The sequence below is a fragment of the Granulicella pectinivorans genome (genome assembly GCF_900114625.1).
GTDB classification, from domain to species: Bacteria; Acidobacteriota; Terriglobia; order Terriglobales; family Acidobacteriaceae; genus Edaphobacter; species Edaphobacter pectinivorans.
Window position 1 is genome coordinate 406,747 of the sequence record NZ_FOZL01000002.1, and the last position, 22,894, is coordinate 429,640.

At 62.1% G+C, this 22,894-nt stretch carries 19 protein-coding genes; 12 read left to right on the forward strand and 7 right to left on the reverse strand.

Annotated features, from left to right (window positions below):
• Positions 1-67: 67 nt before the first annotated feature.
• The 4 genes from BM400_RS19580 to acpS form a co-directional block, all read right to left on the reverse strand.
• Positions 68-673: a KdsC family phosphatase gene (locus tag BM400_RS19580; RefSeq protein WP_089843018.1), complete on the reverse strand. Its 606-nt coding sequence runs from the start codon at positions 671-673 to the stop codon at positions 68-70.
• 65 nt (positions 674-738) lie between these two features.
• Positions 739-1,035 carry a YXWGXW repeat-containing protein gene (locus BM400_RS19585; RefSeq protein WP_089843021.1) on the reverse strand — a complete coding sequence of 99 codons (297 nt, stop codon included), beginning with the start codon at positions 1,033-1,035 and terminating at the stop codon, positions 739-741.
• 190 nt (positions 1,036-1,225) lie between these two features.
• Positions 1,226-1,429: a cold-shock protein gene (locus BM400_RS19590; RefSeq protein ID WP_089843024.1), complete on the reverse strand. Its 204-nt coding sequence runs from the start codon at positions 1,427-1,429 to the stop codon at positions 1,226-1,228.
• 121 nt (positions 1,430-1,550) lie between these two features.
• Entirely contained in the window at positions 1,551-1,934 is a 384-nt protein-coding gene (acpS, locus tag BM400_RS19595; protein WP_089843026.1) for a holo-ACP synthase, read from the reverse strand.
• A gap of 119 nt (positions 1,935-2,053) precedes the next feature.
• On the opposite strand from acpS, the gene BM400_RS19600 reads away from it, so the two are divergent.
• On the forward strand, positions 2,054-2,455 hold the full coding sequence (locus tag BM400_RS19600) for a hypothetical protein (protein WP_245782042.1): 402 nt from the start codon (positions 2,054-2,056) through the stop codon (positions 2,453-2,455).
• Here BM400_RS19600 and BM400_RS19605 read toward each other — a convergent pair.
• The gene (locus BM400_RS19605) at positions 2,452-3,021 is read right to left on the reverse strand and encodes a hypothetical protein (RefSeq protein WP_089843028.1); all 570 of its coding nucleotides are present in this window, start codon (positions 3,019-3,021) and stop codon (positions 2,452-2,454) included. The genes BM400_RS19600 and BM400_RS19605 overlap by 4 nt on opposite strands.
• A 94-nt stretch (positions 3,022-3,115) precedes the next feature.
• On the opposite strand from BM400_RS19605, the gene BM400_RS19610 reads away from it, so the two are divergent.
• Both BM400_RS19610 and BM400_RS19615 read left to right on the forward strand, forming a co-directional pair.
• Positions 3,116-3,832, forward strand: coding sequence for an ABC transporter ATP-binding protein (locus BM400_RS19610; RefSeq protein WP_089843031.1), 717 nt, complete (start codon positions 3,116-3,118; stop codon positions 3,830-3,832).
• A 135-nt stretch (positions 3,833-3,967) separates the two neighbouring features.
• On the forward strand, positions 3,968-4,225 hold the full coding sequence (locus BM400_RS19615; RefSeq protein WP_089843034.1) for a hypothetical protein: 258 nt from the start codon (positions 3,968-3,970) through the stop codon (positions 4,223-4,225).
• Positions 4,226-4,330: 105 nt separating this feature from the next.
• Here the strand turns inward: BM400_RS19615 and BM400_RS19620 are convergent, their stop codons facing one another.
• A complete protein-coding gene (locus BM400_RS19620; protein WP_089843036.1) occupies positions 4,331-4,969 on the reverse strand; it encodes a thioredoxin family protein in 639 nt (212 codons plus the stop codon).
• Between the two features lie 158 nt (positions 4,970-5,127).
• Between BM400_RS19620 and BM400_RS19625 the strand changes: the two genes are divergently transcribed.
• The 8 genes from BM400_RS19625 to BM400_RS19660 all read left to right on the forward strand — a co-directional run bounded on the left by BM400_RS19625 (position 5,128) and on the right by BM400_RS19660 (position 19,351).
• Positions 5,128-8,505, forward strand: coding sequence for an Ig-like domain repeat protein (locus tag BM400_RS19625; protein WP_175529157.1), 3,378 nt, complete (start codon positions 5,128-5,130; stop codon positions 8,503-8,505).
• A 62-nt stretch (positions 8,506-8,567) separates the two neighbouring features.
• Positions 8,568-9,038 (forward strand): HNH endonuclease, encoded by a 471-nt coding sequence (locus BM400_RS19630; protein ID WP_217644137.1) that lies wholly within the window; start codon positions 8,568-8,570, stop codon positions 9,036-9,038.
• Positions 9,039-9,088: 50 nt separating this feature from the next.
• Positions 9,089-11,293 (forward strand): penicillin acylase family protein, encoded by a 2,205-nt coding sequence (locus BM400_RS19635; RefSeq protein WP_245782043.1) that lies wholly within the window; start codon positions 9,089-9,091, stop codon positions 11,291-11,293.
• Positions 11,294-11,458: 165 nt separating this feature from the next.
• Positions 11,459-11,881, forward strand: coding sequence for a GntR family transcriptional regulator (locus BM400_RS19640; RefSeq protein ID WP_175529158.1), 423 nt, complete (start codon positions 11,459-11,461; stop codon positions 11,879-11,881).
• A complete protein-coding gene (locus tag BM400_RS19645) occupies positions 11,878-12,834 on the forward strand; it encodes an ABC transporter ATP-binding protein (protein WP_089843049.1) in 957 nt (318 codons plus the stop codon). Before BM400_RS19640 ends, BM400_RS19645 begins: the two co-directional genes overlap by 4 nt.
• Positions 12,831-14,399, forward strand: coding sequence for a hypothetical protein (locus BM400_RS19650; RefSeq protein ID WP_089843053.1), 1,569 nt, complete (start codon positions 12,831-12,833; stop codon positions 14,397-14,399). The genes BM400_RS19645 and BM400_RS19650 overlap by 4 nt, the downstream gene beginning before the upstream one ends.
• A gap of 577 nt (positions 14,400-14,976) precedes the next feature.
• The gene (locus BM400_RS19655; RefSeq protein ID WP_089843056.1) at positions 14,977-18,189 is read left to right on the forward strand and encodes a vitamin B12-dependent ribonucleotide reductase; all 3,213 of its coding nucleotides are present in this window, start codon (positions 14,977-14,979) and stop codon (positions 18,187-18,189) included.
• Between the two features lie 115 nt (positions 18,190-18,304).
• Complete coding sequence (locus tag BM400_RS19660) at positions 18,305-19,351, forward strand: glycoside hydrolase family 43 protein (protein WP_089843956.1); 1,047 nt, start codon at positions 18,305-18,307, stop codon at positions 19,349-19,351.
• Positions 19,352-19,356: 5 nt separating this feature from the next.
• Here BM400_RS19660 and BM400_RS19665 read toward each other — a convergent pair whose 3' ends face one another.
• Positions 19,357-22,125: a TonB-dependent receptor gene (locus BM400_RS19665; RefSeq protein WP_175529159.1), complete on the reverse strand. Its 2,769-nt coding sequence runs from the start codon at positions 22,123-22,125 to the stop codon at positions 19,357-19,359.
• A 303-nt stretch (positions 22,126-22,428) separates the two neighbouring features.
• On the opposite strand from BM400_RS19665, the gene BM400_RS19670 reads away from it, so the two are divergent.
• Entirely contained in the window at positions 22,429-22,890 is a 462-nt protein-coding gene (locus tag BM400_RS19670; protein ID WP_089843060.1) for a GNAT family N-acetyltransferase, read from the forward strand.
• Positions 22,891-22,894 lie beyond the last annotated feature (4 nt).

The following is a 22,894-nucleotide window of genomic DNA, read 5'->3' on the forward strand; positions in this document are numbered from 1 at the left end:
ATCGAACGCCTTCCGGATGGTTGGAGATGGGTGTGAAACCGACAGCGGTCGTGTGGGCAGGCCGCTGCTACATACCGCCCTGGCCGACATCCGCCGCGGCTGCGGCGGCATTCTCTTCGTCCAGATAGTCGCTTATCGTCCTCTCCAGCGTGCCCTGCGCCTCGAGGATAAAGTCGATAGCATCGCGTCCCGCTCCGAAGCCTCCGGGGTTGGTCGTGATGAAGTGCGAGATGTTTTTGATCTGGGGGCGCGCATTGGCCGTCGCGATGGCGAGGCCGCACACCTTCATGACAGGCAGATCGATGATGTCGTCGCCGACGTAGGCAAGCTGATCGAGATTGATCTCGGCCTTGGCGAGAATCTCGTTGATAGCATGCATCTTGTGGGCCTGTCCCTGGTAGACGAACTCAAGCTTGAGATCGCGTGCGCGAATGGCGACCGTCTGCGAGTTGCGCTTGGTAATGATGCCCACGCGGAGCCCACCCAGGCGGGCGAGCGAGATACCGAGACCATCGTGAGCGGCAAAGCCTTTCGTCTCAATCCCATGTCCATCGGGGCCGGGAGCGACGAAGATCTGACCATCGGTAAGGACGCCGTCGACGTCGAAGATGAGTACCCGAATCTTGCGGGCGCGGACGATGGCATCGTCGAAGGCAGCGGCTTCAGTGTTCATGCACACATCATAGCGTGACGGGCCTCCACGATGGGAGGCCCGTTCGTGATGCTGCCAGGAAGTTCCTAGCGCCAGTGACCTTCGATCCAGACATAGCCACGGGGTGTGTTGCGCCAGTGGCCGGGTACCCAGCGGGCGTGCGGATGGGGGGGAGCCTCGTAAACACCGGGGACCCAGACATAACGCTGTCCGTCCCAGCGATGGTAGCCGTTATGCCAAGCCCAGTCGCGGTGCTCAGGAGGAGGTGGCGGGATGCGCTCGCGCACGGGAGGAGGTGGTCCGATGCGAATCGCAATCTGTGCCTGTGCCATACCGGCGGTGAGGAAGAGTCCGCAAACGCCGGCAATCAGAAGCTTTTTCATGTCGTACTCCTATCTTGCTGGAAGCATAGACATCGTTTTCGCGCGGAAGGTTGCGCTGGAAAACTGCGTTTTTTTCAGTGATCCTGGAGGCGTGAGGCATCAGACTGAGAAGAAGGAACTTGGCGGGACCGGCTTAAAGGCAAACCGGCCGCAGCCTGGGCTGCGACCGGTTTGCGTGGGTGGGGAGGGGTTATGCGCCCTGAATGTTCGAAGCCTGCTTACCCTTAGGACCGGTCGTGACGTCGAAGCTCACGCGCTGGCCCTCCTGGAGGGACTTGAAACCGCTCATCGAGATGGCGGAAAAGTGAGCGAAGAGATCTTCGCCTCCTCCATCAGGGGTAATGAAACCGAAACCTTTTGCGTCGTTAAACCACTTCACTGTGCCGATTGCCATGCTGTACTGCTTTCTTGCTAGACCGTATGTGCGCCCGCTGTCTTATAGGCTAGCAGGTAAGAGCGGCGCGTGCCAATTTGGCTGAAAATAGCCAAAAATAAGTTGTTCGCTTTCTCGTGCCTCATTCCCCTTCGACGATCACGACGGCCATCGCCATCTCTTTGGTGTGGGTGAGCGAGAGCGACACGCGCGCAATCCCCATCGCCTTGGCGATCTCAGCGGCTCGCCCGTGAAACTGGAGCACGGGCCGTCCTGAGGGTTCGCGGGTGACGGCGAACTCGGTCAACGCAACACCGCGGCTGATGCCGGTGCCGAGGGCTTTTGCGCCGGCCTCCTTAGCCGCAAAGCGAGCCGCGAAGCTCTCGGCTGCGTTCTTCTTCTTGCGCTGGCAGTAGGCGATCTCCTCTTCGGTGTACACGCGATGCAGGAAGCTCTCGCCGTAGCGCTCCACGCTGCGGGCGATACGCGCTATTTCTATCAGGTCGGTACCGATGCCGAGGATCATCGCCAAAACGTATCACATGCCATCGGGTTGTTTCACTCCGGACCGCCACCACACAGAAGTACTGTGACGACGGTGCCGGAGAGAGCCTTGAAGGCGTGTCGGCATGTAAACCTTCTCCGATGAATACGTTGACGGCGGATGGTTTCGCCACGGGGACCTGGATGCAACCGACTGAACTGCAGGCACATACGTATGAAGAACGGCACGGCTTGATGCCTGCGCTGACGGCCGCGGTCTCGCTGTGCGGGGCGTGGATCGTCGAAAGGAAGACGCTCTCGCCCACCGCCGTGGAGATTCGCATAGAGATTCAGTTGCGAATGATCGTGGAGTTGTACGCGGCTTTACTCTCCGCCGGGATCGAATTCGGCCGCGACGGCCACCAGGCGCTCGCGGACTTGTGTACCTGCCGCAAGCATATGGAGCTCGACCGGGCCGGGCTGGTGACGATCCGGATGGAGCTTGCGTTTCTGGACGATGTGACGCTGCACTCCCTGCTGATGAGCGGGACGAGCGTGGCCTAAAAGGTGTGCAGCGTTGGCTTGTGCCCCGGGCTGTCGGAGTCGCCGATGACCAGCCAGTGCCATCCGCTGTGGTGACGCGACAGCACCAGGGACATCCCCGGAGGCGTGCCCTGCACGCGGAAGACCGGCTGACTGGTCGCTTCGCCCCCGGCAGGCAGACGCAGCGTTAGAGAAACGCCTCCAAGCCCGGTCGTTTGCGGCCAGATGCGCCCCGTGGCATCGATCAGATACGGTTCGAGCCCCGCAGTGCTCCGCGCTTCTTCACTTTGATTGACTATATGGATTGAAACCCGCACCAACTGGCCACCACCCATGCCTTTGAACTCACCCACCGATTCGACTGCCACGACGGTGTAACAGACGCGCTCGAAGCACTCCGGTTGCCCCACTGGGATGATGCGTTGCGGCTGGAGGTGCGCCGTCAGCAGCAGCGCGGCGATGTAGATCACCCACACGCCGGCGATGGTCAGACCGTAGCGGCCAGCCCTGGGAGGGTCGCCCTGGCGATGGGCGATGAAGGTTCCGAGCGCTCCGAGGAGCGTCCAGGCGGCAAGGAAGGCGGGCAACAAGACAAGAACGAACAGAAGAAGACCTCACTCGGGTAGACTTTACCCTAGCCGCTCCGATGGAACAGGGGCGCGTGCGAGAGATTCCGAATCAATGCCTATTATTGTCGCCCAGAGTGTTGGCAAGACGTACAAGTCCGGTAAGTTGCAGGTCCCCGCGTTACGCAATGTCAGCTTCAGCGTCGAGCCGGGTGAGTTTGTCGCGGTAGTTGGCCCCTCGGGCTCCGGGAAGTCGACGCTGTTTTATATCCTGGGTGGCCTGACGGCGGCTACGTCGGGCTCGGTCCTCATCGACGGCACGGACTTCGCCCGGCTCTCCGACGCAGAACGGACGAAGATGCGGCGAGCCAAGATCGGCTTCGTCTTCCAGCGCTTCAACCTTCTGCCGACGCTTTCGGCGATGGGCAACATCGAGATCGCGCACGATATCGCCAACCTTGGCCGAGACAAGAAGATTGAACTCGACAAGCCGCTGCTGGAGCATCTCTCGGGCCTGCTTGGAATCTCGGGCCGCCTCGATCACCGGCCGAACGAGCTCTCGGGCGGCGAGCAGCAGCGCGTGGCGATCGCCCGCGCGCTGATTACACGGCCCTCCATCGTGCTTGCGGACGAGCCGACGGGCAATCTCGATACGAAGAACTCGGACGCCGTGCTGAACATGCTCCGTACGTCGAGCCGCGAGCTCCACCAGACGGTTCTGATGATCACCCACAACCCCGAGGCCGCGCAGGTCGCCGACCGCATCCTCACCATGCGCGATGGCGAGATCACCGGCATCGCTGCCGGACGCGGGATCGCAGCGACCGTTTAGCCATCCGGCTTGGGCAGCGCCGACAAAGCAGCGGCGTTCGTTGACGATAGCAAAACGGCTCATTCCTGGCTCTCGTGCGTGCCTGCATTTCCGCATCTTCTTCTTTGGCGGCTGGACCGCACAAGGAGATTTGGAATGACCGACTATCGTGTAGCGAAGGGTGAAGCACAGGAAGACCAGGTAACCGCAGCCATCGAGAAGGTGACCTCTCAGATTCCGTCGTCGATCTACCTGGCGGCAGCCGTCGCCTCGATCGCAGGCTCGATCGGTTTCAAGATTGCGAAGAAGGATCACCTGGCGCTGTTCGTCGGCCAGTGGGTGGCACCTTTCCTGATCCTCGGAACCTACAATAAGCTCGTCAAGCTGCATGGCTCGGACGGCACCAAGGCCTAAATCTTCCGGCAAGAGTCGCTGCGCGCGAGGCGGTCACATGGGTGACTGCTTCGCGTGAGCCTGCGATGTGCCAGACCACGCGAAGCCTTGAAACTCGCGAATGTATTAGTCTCGCCACTTGATATTGCATCCCAGGCTGGTGCGCTGCTCCGTGCTGGGGGTCACTCCTGCAATCACCTCGTCCATGGCCTTGCGCAGATCCGCGCCGGTGACCGGGACGTCGTTGCCGGAATCGCCCCGTCGCGGCCTGGAACTATCGAGCTGTCCGCGGTAGACGAGCTTCATCTCCGCGTCGAAGAGAAAGAAGTCAGGCGTGCAGGCAGCGTTGTAGGAACGAGCCACCTCCTGCGTCTCGTCGAAGAGATAGGGGAAGCGGAAGCCGAGGCGCGCTGCCTGCTCCTTCATAAAGACCGGCCCGTCCTGTGGGAACGCGCCGATGTCGTTCGATGAGATGGCGCAGATCCCGATTCGGCCAGCGTAGTCACGACCGATATTGGCCAGCTCCTGCTCGACATGCTTCACGTACGGGCAGTGCACACAGATAAACATCACGAGAAGCCCATGGCAGCCGGACGGGGAGCACTCCGCCGCGGAGGCGAGATTGGCCTGGTCGGACACGCTGTCATCCCATGCCATTGCCGCGATATCGTCACGGCCAAACGCCCGTCCGGTGACGACATCGAGCAGTTCGAAGGCGGGAGCGGGGGTTCCCAGCTCAACCATGGTGGATTCTGTCCTGGACATGTGCAATTTCTCCTTGAGCGCGCCGCATGCAACACGGCGATCGTTTTGAGGTTACCAAGAATGGGGCAGTAAAACCCGTTTCGGGATCCCGACGACCTGGGCCGCAGCGTAAATCGCTTGCTCTCCTGCATTTAAGGCGCTATCGTCTTCGCATCCCCATGAACATCCCGGCCTTCCTCCGCGCTCCCCTCCTCCTCGTTCTCAGCGTGGCGTCCGTCAGCAGCCTCGCTCAAAGTGCTTCGCTCGAGCCAGCGAACCGCATCTCCGCCACCGCAGATCTGGAACCTATGACGCGGTTGACCGGGCATCTTCCTCGCTGGGTGACGCCCCAGGCGGATGAGGGTGCGGTGTCCGATGAGACGCCTGTGCATCTGACTTTCCTTCTCTCCCGGAGCCCGGAACGGGAGCTCGCGTTCCAACAGCTTTTGATCGATCAACAAAATCCGTCGTCGCCGCGCTACCACCAGTGGCTGACTTCGTCTCAGATCGGCGAACAGTTCGGCCCCTCCGCCGACGACGTCCACGCGGTCACGCAGTGGCTGACCGCACACGGCATGCAGGTGACCTCCGTCGCCCCGTCGCGGATCTTCGTTCAGGTCTCGAGCACCACGGGCATCGTCGCGGCGGCGCTTTCGACCAGCTTCCATCACTTCATGCTCGACGGCACGCCACGTCTCTCCGCGACGACCGAGCCTTCCATCCCCGCCGCGCTCGCCGTGGCCGTCAACTCCATCGACGGACTGACGGACATCCCGCTACGTCCCTTCAACAACGTAAAACAGGCAGAGCCGCGCAACACAGCCGACAGCCTGCGCCCGATGTACTCGAACTCGAGCAACACGACGCACTATATCTTCCCCGGCGACTTCGCGAAGATCTACGACATCAGTGCCATCACGGGCGCGGGATTCACGGGAGCCGGTGTCAAGGTGGCCATCATCGGCAGGTCGCGGATTACAGACTCCGATATCACCCAGCTCCAGGGCCTCGCCGGGATTCCGGCGAAGACAGAGAATGTGATCGTCGTCCCCGGCACCACGGATCCGGGTCTGGTGGCCGGCGATGAAGATGAATCCACCCTGGATGTGGGACGCGTTCTGACCGTCTCCACCGGCGCGCAGGCCGACCTGGTGATCGCTTCGAGCGCAACCGGAGGCATCTCAGCCGGCATCCAGTACAACGTCCAGACGCTGATGGATCCCGTGATGACCATCAGCTATGGCGCATGCGAGACAAAAGCGGGACAGGCGACCGTCAACGCATTCGATGCACTCTTCAAACAAGGAGCTGCAGAAGGCATCGCCACCTTCGTCTCGTCGGGAGACTCGGGGGCGGCGGGCTGCTCCACCTCCTTTACGGCACCTACCGGCTCCGAGACGCGTGGCATCAACTACCTGTGCTCCAGCTCGTACGTCACCTGCGTGGGAGGAACCGAGTTCAACGACACGTCCTCTTCCGCACTCTACTGGTCGACGACCAACTCCAGCACCTATACCTCGGCTTTGGGCTACATTCCGGAGGGCGCGTGGAACGAACCTACCGTCACCTCAAGCTCAGGCACAACGTATGAGATCGGTGGAACTGGTGGCGGTGTCAGCCTGTACATCACAAAGCCCTCGTGGCAGGTCGGGACCGGCGTGCCCACTGACGGCTACCGCGATACCCCGGACATCTCGTTCACCGCCGCGAATCACGATGGCTACTACGCTTGTCTGGCCTACAAAGGCGCAGGCTACGACTGCAGCAAGGGCGGCGGCGTCATCTTCTCGGGAACGTCGGCTGCAGCCCCGGACATGGCGTCCGTGGCCGCGATCCTGACCCAGAAGGCCGGCAAGGCGCAGGGCAATCTGAACCCGACGCTGTATGCCCTGGCGGTCTCATCCCCCACCGCCTTCCACGATGCGACGCCAGCTTCCAGCGGCGTGAGTGCATGCACGGTGAGCACCGCAAGCATGTGCAACAACTCCGTACCGGGGCCATCGAGCCTCTCTGGCGGACTGGCGGGTTATCCGCTCCAGGTGGGCTACGACCTGGCGACGGGGCTCGGCTCGCTCGACGTGACGAACTTCGTCATCGCCGCATCCGGCCCTGTGCTGCTTGGCTCAACCACCACCCTGAACGCGGCGCCCACCACCATCGCCATAGGCGCGACCGCCGTCTTCACCGCGACGGTCGTTGGTTCCGCATCCACAGCGGCGACGGGCACGGTGCAGTTCTACTCGAACGGCACCGCACTGGGCGCTCCCGTAACCCTCACCAGCGGTAAGGCCTCCACACCGGCCACAGCCTTCACCACGGGGGGAACGTACTCGATCGTCGCTATCTACTCGGGTGACACCAACTACTCCGGTTCCACGTCAACGACGCTGTCGTTCGTCGTTACGCCTCCCACCACCACCACGAGCTTGAACGCGACGCCCACCACCATCCTCGCCCGCCGGTCAGCCGTCTTTACCGCGTCCGTCGCCATCACCGGCAGCACCGCGGCCACGGGTACCGTGCAGTTCTACTCGAATGGCACGACCCTCGGGGCACCTGTCGCATTGGCGAGCGGCGGTACAGCCTCCACTCCCTCGACGACCTTCACCACGGCAGGAACCTACGCGATCACGGCAACCTACTCCGGTGACGCCAACAACGCCACCTCGACCTCGATGCCGCTCAACTTCCTCGTCACCGCGCTTCCTGCCACCACCACCGCAGTAACCGCTGCCCCTACGACTGTCGCCGCTGGCGGCTCCTCGGTCTTCACCGCCACGATCAGCACATCGACCGCAACCGGAACCGTGCAGTTCTTCCAGAATGGCGCAGCGCTGGGCTCGGCCGTAGCGGTCGCCGGGGGCAAGGCCTCCACGCCCGCGACGCTGTTCACTGCGGCAGGCACCTATGCCATCACGGCCACCTACTCCGGCGACCTCAACAACGCAGGTTCCACCTCCACCTCACTCAGTTTCGTGGTGACCGCGGCGATCCCCATGGGGCTTACCGCGACGGCTTCACCCAGCACGCTCTCAGTCGCGGCAGGTGCGACCGCAGGGAACACCAGCACCATCGCGCTGGCCACCACGGCAAGCTACTACGGCACCGTCACCGTGAGTTGCTCAGTCGCCAACAGTACCGGCACGATCTACCTGCCCACCTGCACCTTCGCGCCCGCTTCGGTCACCTTCTCCGGAACATCCTCCGGCAGCAGTGTCCTGACGCTGGCGACGACTCTTCCCCACGCGCAACCGGGTGGCACGCAGTCGCGCAACAGCCACCTGTTCCTCCCGGCTGGCGGCCTTAGCCTCGCAGGTCTTCTGCTCTTCGTCATCCCGGCGAAGCGGCGCAGAAGGATGGGCCTGTTTGCCATCGTGCCTTTGCTTCTTCTCGGCACAGGCCTGATGGCGTTGGCAGGATGCGGATCGGGTGGCAGCCCTACATCGACCACGGTCAGTCCCGTGGGCACCACCAAGGGCGCGTATACCGTTACGGTGACGGCAACGCCTTCCGACGGGACTGCCGCGACCACGGCAATCACGCTCACCGTGCAGTAGTTTCGCAGCGCGCATAAGGGGAGCCACTCCACAGCGGGGTGGTTCCCCATTATCGTTAAAGGATGGTGACGACACGAACGATGGCCGGCGGCCGCGCGCACCGGGCGTCTCTGCCCGTCGGCCCCAACGGCCTCCCGCTCTGCCGCTGGTGCGAACTCGAGATCCTCGCCAAGCGCCGCCGCACCTTCTGCTCCGAGTACTGCGTACACCAGTGGCGCCTCCGCACCGACCCCGGGTATCTGCGCGACCAGGTCTTCGCACGCGACAAGGGCGTATGCGCGCTTTGCCAGGCAGATACGCTCGCCATCTACAACGCGCTGAAGCGGGCTCGTGGAGCCAACCGGATCGCAGGCCTCTCGCTCTATGGCCTTGCCAGCATCGACGCGCGCCGCTCACTCTGGGATGCGGACCATATCCTCCCCGTGGCCGAAGGCGGTGGCCAATGCGATCTCGATAACCTCCGCACGCTCTGCCTCCCCTGCCACCGCGAAGTGACCGCGAGCCTGCGGCTGCGTCTGCGCCGCGCCAGGTAATTCACGCTATCATCATCGAACCACCACAAATTCTTCGCTCCGGAGTGCCCGTGCGTCTCAGTTCCCTGATTCTCGCTCTCGCCGCCCTGCCGCTCGTTCCGCTCTCTCTGGCCCAGAAGCCCTACACGCCGACGAAGGGCTCGGAGATTCTGTGGGACACCTACGGCATCCCGCATCTCTATGCGAAGTCCACCGCCGATCTCTTCTTCCTCTATGGCTACGCGCAGGCCGAGGCTCATGGCAACCTCCTGCTGCACGCTTATGGCGAATCGCGCGGACGCGCCTCCGAGTACTTCCAAGCCACCCCTGCCAGCATCAAGGCCGACACGTGGGTCTGGACCAATAGCGTCCCTGCGCGCTCCGCCGATTGGCTGAAACAGCAGACGCCCGCGTTCAGCGGTTATCTCGAAGCATTCGCCGCAGGCATCAACGCCTACGCGGCAAAGCACCCCGAAACCCTTTCGGAAGAGGCGAAGCGCGTGCTTCCCATCACGGCACTCGATCCCATCGAGCACTCGCAGCACTTCGTTCACTTCACCTTCGTCGCTGGGCAGCGCCTCGCCGAACCGGCCATCACAACCGCCACCGCCGCCACCCGCGTCACGGCGAAACTGGAAGAGTTCAAGACGGATGACGATGCCGGATCGAACGGCTGGGCCATCGCGCCATCGCACTCCGCGAGTGGCAAAGCCATGCTGCTGAGCAACCCGCACCTCGCGTGGGCCGGCAACCAGAGCTACTTCGAAGCGGAGTTCACCGCACCCGGCATCCACATCTACGGAGCCACACAGGTCGGCCTGCCGGTGCTCCGCTTCGCCTTCAACGACAACCTCGGCTATACCCACACCGTCAACACCATCGATGCGGCGGACCTCTTCCGCATCAAGACCACGAAGCTGCCCGACGGCAGCGAGGGCTATCTCTTCGACGGAAAGGCCCTGGCATTCGAGCATGAGACCCACACGCTGAAGCTTCGCCAGGCCGACGGGACGTTCGCTGAGAAGACGCTGGAGATTCGCCGGACGATCCATGGCGCGGTGATCAAGGAAGACGCGGGCGATCCCATTGCGTTGCGCGTTGGTGGGCTCGACAAGCCATTCATGCTGGAACAGTACTGGCAGATGTCCACCGCGCATAACTTTGCGGAGTTCGAGACCGCGCTCAAGCGTCTGCAGGCGCCGATGTACAACGTCATCTACGCCGATAAGGACGGGCATATCGAGTACTTCTTTGGCGGCGATGTTCCAAGGCGATCCTCGGGCGACGTCGCGTATTGGGCCGGCATCGTCCCCGGCGATACGTCCTCGACACTCTGGCATGATTACCTCACCTACGCGGAACTCCCCAAGGTCATCGACCCACCCAACGGCTACGTGCAGAACACCAATGAACCACCCTGGGATGCAGCGTGGCCCAACAACCTCGACCCCAAGAACTACCCTCCTTACATGGCGCCGACCTTCATCAGCTTCCGCACCGAGCGCTCTCTGCATATGCTCTCCGAAGATAAAAAGATCTCCTTCGAGAGCATGTTGCAGAAGAAGCTCTCCACGCGCGCCGAACTCGCCGACCGTATTCTGCCGGATCTCCTCGCGGCAGCAGCCCAATACGGCACACCGCAGGCAAAGGACGCCGCGGCGGTACTCGCCAGATGGGATCGCCTCACCGAAGCCGATAGCAAGGGGGCCGTACTCTTTTACGCGTGGACCCGCCAGTTCATGGGTCCGGCGATGTCTATCCAGACGAACTTCGCCGTGCCTTACTCACTCGCCGATCCCATGCACACACCTGGTGGCCTGAAGGATCCGGCCAAGGCTGCTGCCATGCTCGACGCCGCAGCCACCGAGACGATGCATGACTTCGGCGCGCTCGATGTGGCGTGGGGCAAGGTGATGAAGTTCGAGATTAACTCGCAGTCAAACGGCGTAGTCACAGCACCGCGCGGTCCGGCGATCGATGGTGTCAGCCTTCCCGGCAACGGCGGCTACGGCAACATGGGCGTGTTCCGCGTCGTCACGTACGGCCCGCTCAAGGACGGCATTCGCACGCCGGTCCACGGCGACGGCTATGTTGCCGCGATCGAGTTCACGTCGCCTCCTCATGCGATGATGAGCCTCTCGTACGGCGACTCGTCACAGCCTGGATCGAAGTTCCACACCAACCAACTGCCTCTGCTCGAAAATAAGACGATGCGCGAAGCGTTGCTGAATCGCAGGGCGGTCGAGGCGCACCTGGAGAAGAAAGAAAACTTCTAAATCGCCCCGCGCGGGCGGCGGTCACTTCGTGACGCGGATCCCGGTCATGACGCCATCGACGCGTGCGGGCCTCCCGATGGTCGGCAGAGAATTTTGCTCTAGGCCATCGGGAGCGCAACGCGACGGTAAAAGAGCGTATGAGTCGCCTTGCGCGATAGGTGTATTATGTGTGATAGTACAGACGTGATTCCCTTCCGCGTACAGTTCCGGCCCGGTGTCCCTCTCTTTGAGCAGGTCGTGTATGCTGCGCGCAAGGCGATGATCTCCGGACAGCTTCGCCCCGGGGACCCCTTCCCTTCCGTGCGAGCCCTCTCGAAGGAACTCAAGATCAACCCCAACACCGCCCACAAGATCGTCTCTCACCTCGTCGGCGAAGGCCTCCTCGAAACGACGCCAGGCATCGGCAATATCGTCGCGGTCCTTCCAGACTCCACACGCAAACAACGCTCCCACCTTCTCACCCACGAGATCGAGCAGCTCGTCGTCGAGGCCAAGCGCCTGTCGATTCCTCTCGACGACATGCAGGAAGCGCTCGCCGATCACTGGGAGCGGTTGAGCACAAACGAAGAACGGAAGGGACGATCATGACGAATGTCATCGAGACCAACGGACTGGCCAAAGGCTACGGACGAACCCAGGCGCTTCAGCCCACCACGCTCCATGTGCCCGAGGGCGCAGTCTTCGCGCTCGTGGGACATAACGGCGCGGGCAAGACCACGCTCATCAAGCTGCTGATGAACATTCTGCATCCCAGCGCGGGTTCGGCCACCGTCTGCGGGCACGCCTCGCACTCGCTCAGCGGAGATGCCTTCCAAAACATCGGCTACGTCTCCGAAAACCAGGAGCTGCCCGAGTGGATGACGGTGCGCGAGTACCTCGACTACCTGCAGCCCTTCTATCCGGAGTGGGAGACGGAGACGCTGATCCAGGCGCTCGATATCCCGCTCGACCGCCGGCTGAAGCATCTCTCGCGGGGCATGCTGATGAAGGCCGCACTCGCCAGCGTGCTCGCCTTCCACCCAAAGCTCATCGTCCTCGACGAGCCCTTCTCCGGCCTCGATCCTCTCGTACGTGACGAGCTGATCGAGGCGCTCATCGACGTCGTCAACGGCGAAGAGGGTCGCCCGCCCGTCACCATCCTTATCTCGTCCCACGACCTCGCCGAGATCGAATCCTTCGCGACCCACATCGGCTACCTCAACCACGGCAAGCTGGTCTTCGCCGAAGAGATGTCGTCGCTGAACGCCCGCTTCCGTGAGATCACGGTGACACTGGAAGGCAGCGGACAGGGTGTCCCTCCGCCCGCATCGTGGCTTCTTCTTGAACGCAGTTCGTCCGTCGCGAAGTTCGTGCATAGCCAGGCCGACACCGAACCCGTCGCCGAACAGATCGCCGCCGTGTTCCCCGGCTCCGGAGAAGTGACGATGGAACCGATGACCCTGCGTACCATCTTCCTCGCGCTCGCCCGTTCGGGACGCGCCCCCATCGACATCGGCGACAAAGACGTCCGCACGAAAGACAAGACCCGGAGGCGCGCATGACCAGCTTCAAACAGACCCTGCACATCCTGCGCAAAGACCTGCGACACCTCGCGCCGGAGATCTCCGTCTCTCTCTCGCTCGTCGCACTCTTTGCCTGGATCGCCCCGGCGGCATGGCCCGGCTACATCGGCAAGATGGCTTATCCCGGTGCGCAGTTCGGTGCACCGCAGATCATGGGCGTCTTTCTCCACGCGCTCATTCCCATCAGTTGGCTCGTGCTCATCTCACGCTCCGTCCACGACGAATCGCTCGTCGGCGATAAGCAGTTCTGGGTCACTCGTCCCTATACCTGGTACTCGCTGCTGGCGGCGAAGCTGCTCTTCGTCCTTGTCGCCATCTGCCTCCCGTTGTTTGCCGCGCAGATCTTCCTCGTCCACTACGCCGGCCTTCCTGTCTTCGCATCTCTTCCTGCCCTGCTGCTGAATATCGGGGCGATCTTCGTCTTGTTCCTGCTGCCGTTCCTGGTGCTGGCGTCGGTCACGTCGAGCTTCGGCCCGCTCATCCTTCTGGTACTCGGCGGTGTGCTGTACCTGGGCGTCGTCGGACTCGTAGCGACCTATCTCTCCGGCGTGCGCGGTATCCCTCCCTATACCGAAGCTGGATTCATCGTGCTGCTCACCATCCTGCTCGCCGGAACACTGATGCATCAGTACATCGAGCGCAGAACGGGGCTTTCACAGCTCATCCTCATTGCCACCCCGATCCTGCTCGCTGCCGTGTACTTCATCCTTCCCGCTGGGTTCCTCTTCACCCATGCGTACCCCACACGCACCGGCCTCTCCGCCCAGGTCGACCTCGACCCGATGAAGCAACAGCCCAGCACCGGCGGCCTGCTGAATGTCGTCGGCAACTACGTATTGAGCGTTCCGATTGCAGCCAACCTCAGTTCCGGCAACGAGTTGCTCTCCGGCCGCGCCCTGCACGTGGATCTGACCTCCGCCAGCGGCTTCCATTGGAGCTCCTCCTGGCTGGGCTTTTCGGACACATTGCACGGCGGGGAGAGCACGCAGATCGACGTGATGATTCCCGAAAAGGTCATCGACCGCATCGGCACGGAGACCGTCAAGCTGCAACTCACGCTCGCGCTGACTCGCCTCCAGATCGATCCCCCTGTCAACTTCAAGCTGTCCGACTCCAACCATGCCATTCCCGGGGGCGGTGTCTGTTCTCTGGTCGGCGACCCCAGCTTCGCTGCCCCGGTCTGCCGCTCCGCCATGCGGGCCCCCATGGCGTTCGTGGAAACACAGGTGCAAGATGTGCCCTGTTCGCTCGACGGCAGCGCCGAAAATACCGCTCCGCGGCCTGCCAGGTCCTCGATGCTCCTGCAGCAGGGATGGTTCGCCTTCGATCCGGTCGTCGCCCAGTCATGGAGGCTGTATGCCGCTGGCGACTCGCCTGAAGGGCCCCATATGCATGCCATCTGCGCAGGCGCGCCGGTCAAGCTGACCCCGACGCACGATGCCGGCGGAGCGAGTATCCAGGTGGAGCAGACCGGCCTCGAACTCGCCCCCTATCTGCGGCATCGCTCGCAACAGAGGCCCATGCCGGTGCAACCGGTCCGGTAACACAGAATCCCGCGGAAATTTCCCCCATGCGGCGAGCGTCCCAGACGTTCGCCGCATTTCTTGCGTGGAGTAGAGATACCCACATTTCCACGTTCCGGACCCTTGCGCCAGGGGTTGGGGAGGCCTAACCTCATAGATGCGCGGACGAACGGGTGACGCGCACCGCACCGATCCTGATATCTCAGGCATGTACCGGCCTCACTTCCGGTTTTCGCCCCTTTTACCCGGCTTTTTTTGACCCTGCTACCAGTATCTTCAATGCCAACACTAGATGTAGACTTAAACGTATTGACAGGCCCTATATAGGGCGTTAGTTTCACATAACGGAAGTACAAGCTGTAACCCGACATTCATCAGGAACAACACTTCGAAAGCCGCTCTCCCGTGTCCGGCGTACCTCCCCATGCCGAGACGTATTCCGGCGACCGGTTTAGCCGAGCACTCCCCAGGGGGACTTTCGCGGCGTAACACCAAACTTTTTCGTTCGAGATATTCGAAAGACTCGAGAGATCAGAACCACCCAGAGCACCACCGTTCTAACGACTTCGCACCAGGAAAATCCAGGAGAACCACCAGCATGTCCCCCATCAAGCAAGCCACAGCACCCGAGACCGGAACTGAAAACAAGACCAAGCGCGGTGGCGCCGGCCTTCAATTCGTCCGTCACTTCTCCACGGCAGGCGTCTCCCCCTACGACCAGGTCACCTGGGAGTTCCGCGACGCCATCATTCAGGATTGGAAGGGCAAGCTGATCTTCGAGCAGAAGGGCGTCGAAGTCCCTGCCGACTGGTCCATGACCGCGACCAACATCGTCGCCTCGAAGTATCTCCATGGCCTCAACGGGACCGAGGAGCGCGAGTCGGGTGTCCGCGCTCTCATCACCCGCGTCGCTGAATCGATTCGCGACTGGGGCATCCGCGATGGCTACTTCAAGACGGACGAAGACGCTGCGATCTTCTATGACGAGCTCGCGCACCTGCTGCTGAACCAGAAGGTGGCCTTCAACTCGCCCGTATGGTTCAACGTCGGCTGCGATCGTCTGGAGCCGAACTCCGATGCGCAGAACTGGCATTGGAACAAGCACTCCTGCGCGATTGAATTTTCCGTCACCGGCTACTCCAAGCCGCAGTGCTCGGCCTGCTTCATCAACTCCGTGCAGGACTCGCTCGACTCCATCCTGACGCTGGCCAAGACCGAAGGCATGCTCTTCAAGTGGGGCTCGGGCGCCGGTTCGAACCTGTCGGCCATCCGTGGCTCGATGGAAACTCTCTCGGGTGGCGGCACCGCATCCGGCCCGCTCAGTTTCATGCGCGGCTTCGACGCGTTCGCCGGCGTCATCAAGTCCGGTGGCAAGACCCGTCGCGCCGCCAAGATGGTGGTCCTCAACATCGATCACCCGGATATCGAAGACTTCATCGAGTGCAAGGTGAAGGAAGAAGAGAAGGCCTGGCATCTCATGCAGGCTGGCTACGACGGGTCCGGTCCGGACTCCGAGGCCTACTCGTCCATCTTCTTCCAGAACGCCAACAACTCCGTTCGCGTCACCGACGAGTTCATGCAGGCGTACGAGAAGGACGGCAACTTCTCCACGAAGACCGTCAAGGGCCGCGAGCCGGTGAAGGAGTATAAGGCACGCGACCTGATGAACAAGATCGCGGAGGCCACCTGGCAGTGCGGCGACCCCGGCATGCAATATGACACCACCATCAACAAGTGGCACACCTCGAAGAATACGGCTCGCATCAACGCATCGAATCCGTGCTCGGAGTACATGTTCCTCGATGATTCGGCCTGCAACTTGGCCAGCTTCAATCTGCTCAAGTTCCTCACGCCGGGCGGCCAGTTCGACGTCGCCTCCTATCGTCACGCGATCGCGGTCGTCACTACCGCGATGGAGATCATTGTGGACTCGGCTGGCTACCCAACCGAGATGATCGCCAAGAACTCGCACGACTATCGTCCGCTCGGCCTTGGCTATGCGAACCTTGGCGCGCTGCTGATGGCCTTCGGTCTACCCTACGACTCCGATGCCGGTCGCGACTTCGCCGGCACCCTCACCGCGATCCTCTGCGGCGATGCGTACTGGCAGTCGGCGCGTATCGCCGAGACCTGCCCACCGCTCGCCGGCGCAACGAACCTCACCAAGCAGACCGAGATTACCGGCGGCGCTTGCCCCGGCTTCTACGTCAACCGTGAGCCGTTCCTCGATGTCATCCGCATGCACCGTGCCGAAGTGAACCACATCGGCAATTCGCGTGCGACGACCACCGAGCCCTTCGTCGTTCCGCACCTCGACTCGCTCATTGATGCGGCCAAGGATGCATGGGATGGCGCGCTCGCCCACGGAGAAAAGTACGGCTACCGCAACTCGCAGGTCACCGTCCTCGCACCCACCGGCACCATCGGCTTCATGATGGATTGCGATACCACCGGCGTCGAGCCCGATCTCGCTCTGGTGAAGTACAAGAAGCTGGTCGGCGGCGGCATGATCAAGATCGTCAACTCCACCGTGCCTTCGGCGCTCATCAAGCTCGGGTACTCCGAGGCGGATGTGAACGCGATCGTCAGCTACATCGACGCAACCGGCACCATCGAAGGCGCGCCGGCCATCAAGCCGGAGCACCTCGCCGTCTTCGATTGCTCGTTCAAGCCCGCCAAGGGTACGCGCTCCATCCATTACATGGGCCACATCAAGATGATGGCTGCGGCACAGCCGTTCCTCTCGGGCGCGATCTCGAAGACGGTCAACCTGCCCAACGACTGCTCGGTGCAGGACATCGCCGACGCATACGTCGAGAGCTGGAAGCGCGGCATCAAGGCTGTCGCCATCTACCGCGATGGATCGAAGGGCACGCAGCCCCTCAATGTCTCCGCGCAGACCGACGACAACAAGAAGGGCACCAAGGTGCTGACCAGCGCAGAAGCAGCCGCAGCGCCGGGATCGACCGAGGAGCTCAAGACCGCTCTCGCCAATCTCGACCTGACCAAGGCTCGCGTGCTGGAACTGGAGGCGCAGATGAAGGCGCTCGCCATGTCCGCTACGCAAAACTCCGAGTCGGTCGACGCCAAGGAGCCTCCGCGGGCGGTTCGCCATCGCCTCCCTGCCGAGCGCGCCTCGGTGACCCACAAGTTCGCTCTCTCCGGGCACGAAGGCTACATCACCGTCGGGCTCTACCCGAACGGCTCGCCGGGTGAGATCTTCATCCGCATGGCCAAGGAGGGCTCCACCGTCTCCGGCCTGATGGACTCGTTCGCGACCGCCATCTCGCTGGCCCTGCAGCATGGCGTCCCCCTGCGAGTTCTGTGCGAGAAGTTCGCACACACCCGCTTCGAGCCCAGCGGCTGGACCGGCAACCCGGAGATCGGATACGCCAAGTCGGTGATGGATTACATCTTCCGGTGGATCCAGATTCGCTTCCTCTCCGGCACGCAGCTTGACCTCTTCGCGGGTCTCTCGTCTCCGGCGAGCGTTCCGGTCACGGGCACCATCTCGGCCCCGGCCAACACGGTCAGCCTGCACGCCGAAGCCTCGCTTCATCCGGTCCAGGAGTATGCGGACCGTTCGGCGCCCCGTGGCGGCATCGCTCCCGATCTGACGGCAAGCTCCGGTCTCGAAGCGGCTCCTGCCGGCACCCTCGAAGACCGCGGCATCTACCACACGGCCAGCGCCATGAAGGACCTCTACGACATGGGCGATTCCCCAAGCTGCGCGACCTGCGGCGCCATCATGACGCGGTCCGGTTCCTGCTACCGCTGCAACGAGTGCGGCAGCACCAGCGGCTGCAGCTAGTCCCTCCTCCACACAAACCGGCCGGCCGAAGATCACCACGATCTACGGCCGGTTTTCTTTTTTGCAGGACCGCGATCCATACTTGAGTCTGGCGGTCTCCACAGGAGGAAGTGTCGTGCGCGTCTTTCGAACGGTTGTTGTCTTCTCTGCTCTCCTGCTGTGCCCCCTCGCCGGCTGGTCCCAGTCCTCCGCGAACCTCGCCAGACTCGGCTTCTACGCCGATCCCGAGGTCCATTTCTTCGCCGGCCAGTACTGGATCTACCCCACCTCATCCAGCCCCGAGAGCCAGGAACAAAAGGCCTTCAATCCCCTGCAGCAGAAGCTTCGCGCCGGACACGTCATCCACCCCGTGTACCTCCTACACACCTCGCTCGACGCCTTCTCCTCCCCCGACCTCGTCCATTGGACCCGCCATCCCGCAGTCCTCGACGTGAAGAACGTTCCCTGGGCCGCCTATGCCTTCTGGGCTCCCACCGTCATCGAGCAGCACGGCAAGTACTATCTCTTCTTCGCCGCCAACGACATCCAGAAGCAGGACACCTTTCCCGGAGGCATCGGCGTCGCCGTCAGCGACTCGCCCGCAGGCCCCTTTATCGATGCCCTCGGCAAGCCACTCATCGGGGAGTTCCATAACGGTGCCCAGCCCATCGACCCCGCCGTCTACCGCGACGACGATGGAACCATCTACTTCTATTACGGCGGACAAGGCCACTGCAACGTAGCGCGCCTCTCCGCCGACCTTAGGTCGGTCATTCCCATGCAAGACGGTTCGCTCTACAAGGAGATCACTCCGGATCACTACGTCGAGGGTCCCTTCATGATCAAGCGCAGGGGCGTCTACTACTTCATGTGGTCCGAGGGGAGCTGGGAGAACTCCACCTACGGCGTAGCTTACGCCCGCAGCAACAGCCCCACCGGCCCCTTCATCCGCGAAGGCAAAATCCTCCAGACCGACCCCGCCATCGCCAACGGCCCCGGCCACCACTCGGTCCTGCAAATCCCCGGCACCGACATCTGGTACATCGTCTACCATCGCCATCCGCTGGGCACCACCGGAGCCAATGAACGTGTCATGGCCATCGACCGCATGACCTTCGCTCCGGACGGAAGCATCGAACCCGTCAAGATGACCGAAGACGGACCGGGCGCGAGGGTGCCTTAGGCTGACTAGAAACTGAAGAAGCCACCAAACAACAGGGCCCGGGCACCCTGGTCCGCGGTGGGAATGCCGAACGTCGAACGCTGCCCCGCCTGCACCGGAATCAGCACGCCGCTTGGGTTGGTATAGTTGGCGTGGTTCAGCACATTCACCGCATACACATACGCATCGAAGGAGTACCGCCGCCGCACTGGCACCGGCTTCGCGGGAGTCTTCGCGCCAGCGGCCTTCGGAGCATCGGGCAGCTTCGGCCCAAAGTTGAAGCTGCGGCTAAGCCTCTGGTCCACCTGTAACGAAGCAGGTGCTGTCCCCAGGTTGATCGGAATCGTCTTCTGCCCGGCGATCGGCTGGGTATCGAAGACGCCCCATCGCGTCGTGACCACCGAGGCGCGCGTCAGATCCGTCGCATACGTGGGCCTGTCGTTATACTGCGTGTCTCCATTCAGATCCTGCCCAACCGTAATGTTGAACGGCGCGCCTGAGCGCAGCACAGCGTTGGTGCTGGTATGAATCTTGAACGGAAGATCGGCATTCAGGTACGCATACATCTGGTGCCGGATATCGTTCGCAGCTCGCCCATAGTCCACATGCTGGTCGTACGAGTTCGACGGGAACCCGCCGTTGGTGTTGGAGTCGTTGAACGACAACGAGTAGTAGGTATAAAAACTGATCGGCCCCTTGCGATAGGAGCTGTTGATCCGCAGGGACTGCTGGTTCGACAAGCCCTCCGATCCGTACTCATAGATCGCGTTCGTCCCCCCATATGGCCGCACGCCGCTCCCCGGCATCGGCGCATTGATGTTGCGCATCTCGAACGCATGCACCAGGTGCGTGTTCGTGTAGTTGACCGAGAGGTTGGCCACCTTGCCGAAGGGATGGTCGATGCCCAGGCCGGAAAACACGCTGTACGGAGCGCGAAGATTGGGATCCATCTGCGTGATCGCCGGAGGTACGCTGGCACCAAGCGCCGCCGGACTGGGAATAAGGGGATAGAAATCCGGATTCTCCACCTGGTACTGCTGCTGCACCACCCCGTTGCCGCGCGCAATCCGCAACTGGCTTCCCGTCGAGAAGCGCTGGTAGAAGATGCCCGACCCAGCCCTCAGCGTGAACCGCGCCGGCTTACCCTTCGGCCCCACCGCATACGCCAGCGAGATCCGCGGCGCCACGTCGAAGTGGTCCGAGATCACCGTCTGGCTCTCCACCCGCAGCCCGATCGACGCCGTGAACTTCGGTGTCACCTTCCAGTCGTCTTCCACATAGACAGCCCCATCGACGCGACTCACCTTCGCCTTGGGCGTTCCCACCGACAATGAGAAGAGCGACGCGCCCCCACCTGAAGCGCGGATCTGGGCCGGTGTCAGCCCCTGTGCGATCCCCTGCAACGTAAGCTGATACGCGCCGATCGTCGCAAACGTATAGGCCCCGTTGAAGCCCGATGTCGCATCGCTGGCATCCCGCAGAATACGCAGCCGCCCTCCCGCGCGCAGGAACGACTTCTTGAACACATGCGAGAAGTAGTCCTGCAGCTCATAGGTATCCTGATTATCCCGCGTCGTGCCGCCCGGCGCACCGCCTCCATTGAACGCACCCTGCACGTTGATCGTCGGTGCCGTCGATGCCGCGAACTCGTTGTTCCGCGTCCGCGTGTACTGAAACCGCAGCTCGTTCACCGTCTTCGCGCCAAAGCTCTTCGTCGCCAGCATCTGCATGGTCTGGCTGGTGTTGTCCAGCCGATACGCTTCACTCGCCAGCACCAGCCCGCCTACCCCGCCCACAGCCTGCGCCTCATGCGAAACGATATAGCGCAGACTGATCGCCGTGTGGAATGGTCCCTGGAAGTCGATACGCGGATCGAAGTAGATCTGCGTGCGCTTATTCGGAATCGCCTGCGTCAGCGCAACCACATTCAAACCATCGAGAACCGTGGCTTTCACAAAGCTGCTGTCGGAGTACATGTTGCGAGAGAAGTTTGCGTTCGAGGCCAGGTGCTTTCCCAGAGGTCCACTCAGATAACCACCCAACTGCGAATGGCTGTAGGCCGGCTGCGTCGCAATCGGATCCTGCGCATTCAAGATCGAATTCGAATAGTTGCCCCACAGGCCGCCATGCAGCGTACCCGCCCCCGGCTTGGTAAAGATCTCGATCCGCGCCTGTCCCGGCGTGTCGTACTGCGCCGAGTAGAGGTTCGAGTTGATCCGTATCTCGCGAATATCTGACTTGGGAGGCAGCCGCGTGCCCTCGAAGCCATCGATGTAAAAGTGCGCCCCATCCGTCGATGGTCCCGCGATCGCCTCGAGCTGCTGCTTCATCGTATCGGGGTCGTCCGAAAGAATATTGAGATCCGCAGGCCGCAGAACGATCGCCGACCCATTATGCTCCGGAGCCGTATCGTCTCCCTCGTCCCCCACGCTCACCTGCATCTCCGCCGTCGGAATGGGTAGCGTCACGTCGATCCGCTGCGCATGCCCCTCACCCCGCGGCTCCGTAACCACCAAGTTCTGCTGGATCAGCGCAAAGCCCGTTGCCTGCACCAGCAGGCTGTAGGAGCCAACCGCCAGGCCGGCCAGCCGGAAGACACCGGCATCGTCTGAGGTCGTTACCATCGCTGCCGAGGAGCCGCTTGTCGCAGTCGGAACCGCGGTCAACGTGATCTGCGCATGTGGAATGAGATAGCCGGCGGGATCCTTGACCGTTCCGGTCAGCGTCGCCATCGCGCCGGGGTCTGTGCGCGGAATGGTCGGCGGCTGTTGCGCGGCAAGAAGATGCGTGAACACAAGGACGAGCAGAAACGTAGAGAAACTCGCGCGTCGACAGCGCAGGAAGCGATATCTCGAGTTGAAGGCAGGGGGTCGTGCACGCACGGCGAACTTGGTCTCCATCGGTGATAGCAACGAGCGCAGGGATGGGAACAAGTCTGAAGAACGCATTCGTCGCATCCGGAATAGCTGTCCCCGGATGGGTACGCAGGAGTTTGACGCAGTGGAATAAGGAAGTTGGTACGCTTGGTCATATTATCGCAGGCACCTGTCCCAAATCGGTAGAAGCTCAATTTACGGTGGAGGTATACGGAGAATTGCATGGTTGAAATAAGGCAGATTGCACCCACCGACGCCGAAGAAGTATCGCTCCTCATCACGCAACTGGGATACCAGAGAACTTTGGAGCAGGTTCTCCAATGGATCGCCGCCATCGATACCAGGCAGCAGGTCGCCTTCGTCGCCACGCTCGAGGGCGTGGTCGTCGGCTGGATCGAGATCGCGGTCGTCCATCACCTGCAGTCTGCTCCGTACGCGCTCATCGGTGGCCTCGTGGTGAAAGATGGCATCCGAGGCAAAGGAGTCGGGCGCAGCCTCTGCGAGCGCGCCGAAACCTGGGCGTGGTCGGTCGGTGTCGACACAGTCCGGGTGACCTCACGCAGCAGCCGCATCCAGGCCCACCGCTTCTACCTCCGCGACGGGTACCGGATCGACAAGACCTCGCTCGTCTTTGAAAAGAAGGCGGGACCGAAAAAACGGGTAGAGAAGCTCCCTGAAGCATGATCTT

Bases quoted from the DNA above. Each gene is read 5' to 3' on its own strand.
- BM400_RS19580 (WP_089843018.1), bottom strand. From the start codon at position 673: ATGAACACTGAAGCCGCTGCCTTCGACGATGCCATCGTCCGCGCCCGC.
- BM400_RS19585 (WP_089843021.1), bottom strand. From the start codon at position 1,035: ATGAAAAAGCTTCTGATTGCCGGCGTTTGCGGACTCTTCCTCACCGCC.
- BM400_RS19590 (WP_089843024.1), bottom strand. From the start codon at position 1,429: ATGGCAATCGGCACAGTGAAGTGGTTTAACGACGCAAAAGGTTTCGGT.
- acpS (WP_089843026.1), bottom strand. From the start codon at position 1,934: ATGATCCTCGGCATCGGTACCGACCTGATAGAAATAGCGCGTATCGCC.
- BM400_RS19600 (WP_245782042.1), top strand. From the start codon at position 2,054: ATGAATACGTTGACGGCGGATGGTTTCGCCACGGGGACCTGGATGCAA.
- BM400_RS19610 (WP_089843031.1), top strand. From the start codon at position 3,116: ATGCCTATTATTGTCGCCCAGAGTGTTGGCAAGACGTACAAGTCCGGT.
- BM400_RS19615 (WP_089843034.1), top strand. From the start codon at position 3,968: ATGACCGACTATCGTGTAGCGAAGGGTGAAGCACAGGAAGACCAGGTA.
- BM400_RS19620 (WP_089843036.1), bottom strand. From the start codon at position 4,969: ATGTCCAGGACAGAATCCACCATGGTTGAGCTGGGAACCCCCGCTCCC.
- BM400_RS19625 (WP_175529157.1), top strand. From the start codon at position 5,128: ATGAACATCCCGGCCTTCCTCCGCGCTCCCCTCCTCCTCGTTCTCAGC.
- BM400_RS19630 (WP_217644137.1), top strand. From the start codon at position 8,568: ATGGTGACGACACGAACGATGGCCGGCGGCCGCGCGCACCGGGCGTCT.
- BM400_RS19640 (WP_175529158.1), top strand. From the start codon at position 11,459: ATGTGTGATAGTACAGACGTGATTCCCTTCCGCGTACAGTTCCGGCCC.
- BM400_RS19645 (WP_089843049.1), top strand. From the start codon at position 11,878: ATGACGAATGTCATCGAGACCAACGGACTGGCCAAAGGCTACGGACGA.
- BM400_RS19650 (WP_089843053.1), top strand. From the start codon at position 12,831: ATGACCAGCTTCAAACAGACCCTGCACATCCTGCGCAAAGACCTGCGA.
- BM400_RS19655 (WP_089843056.1), top strand. From the start codon at position 14,977: ATGTCCCCCATCAAGCAAGCCACAGCACCCGAGACCGGAACTGAAAAC.
- BM400_RS19670 (WP_089843060.1), top strand. From the start codon at position 22,429: ATGGTTGAAATAAGGCAGATTGCACCCACCGACGCCGAAGAAGTATCG.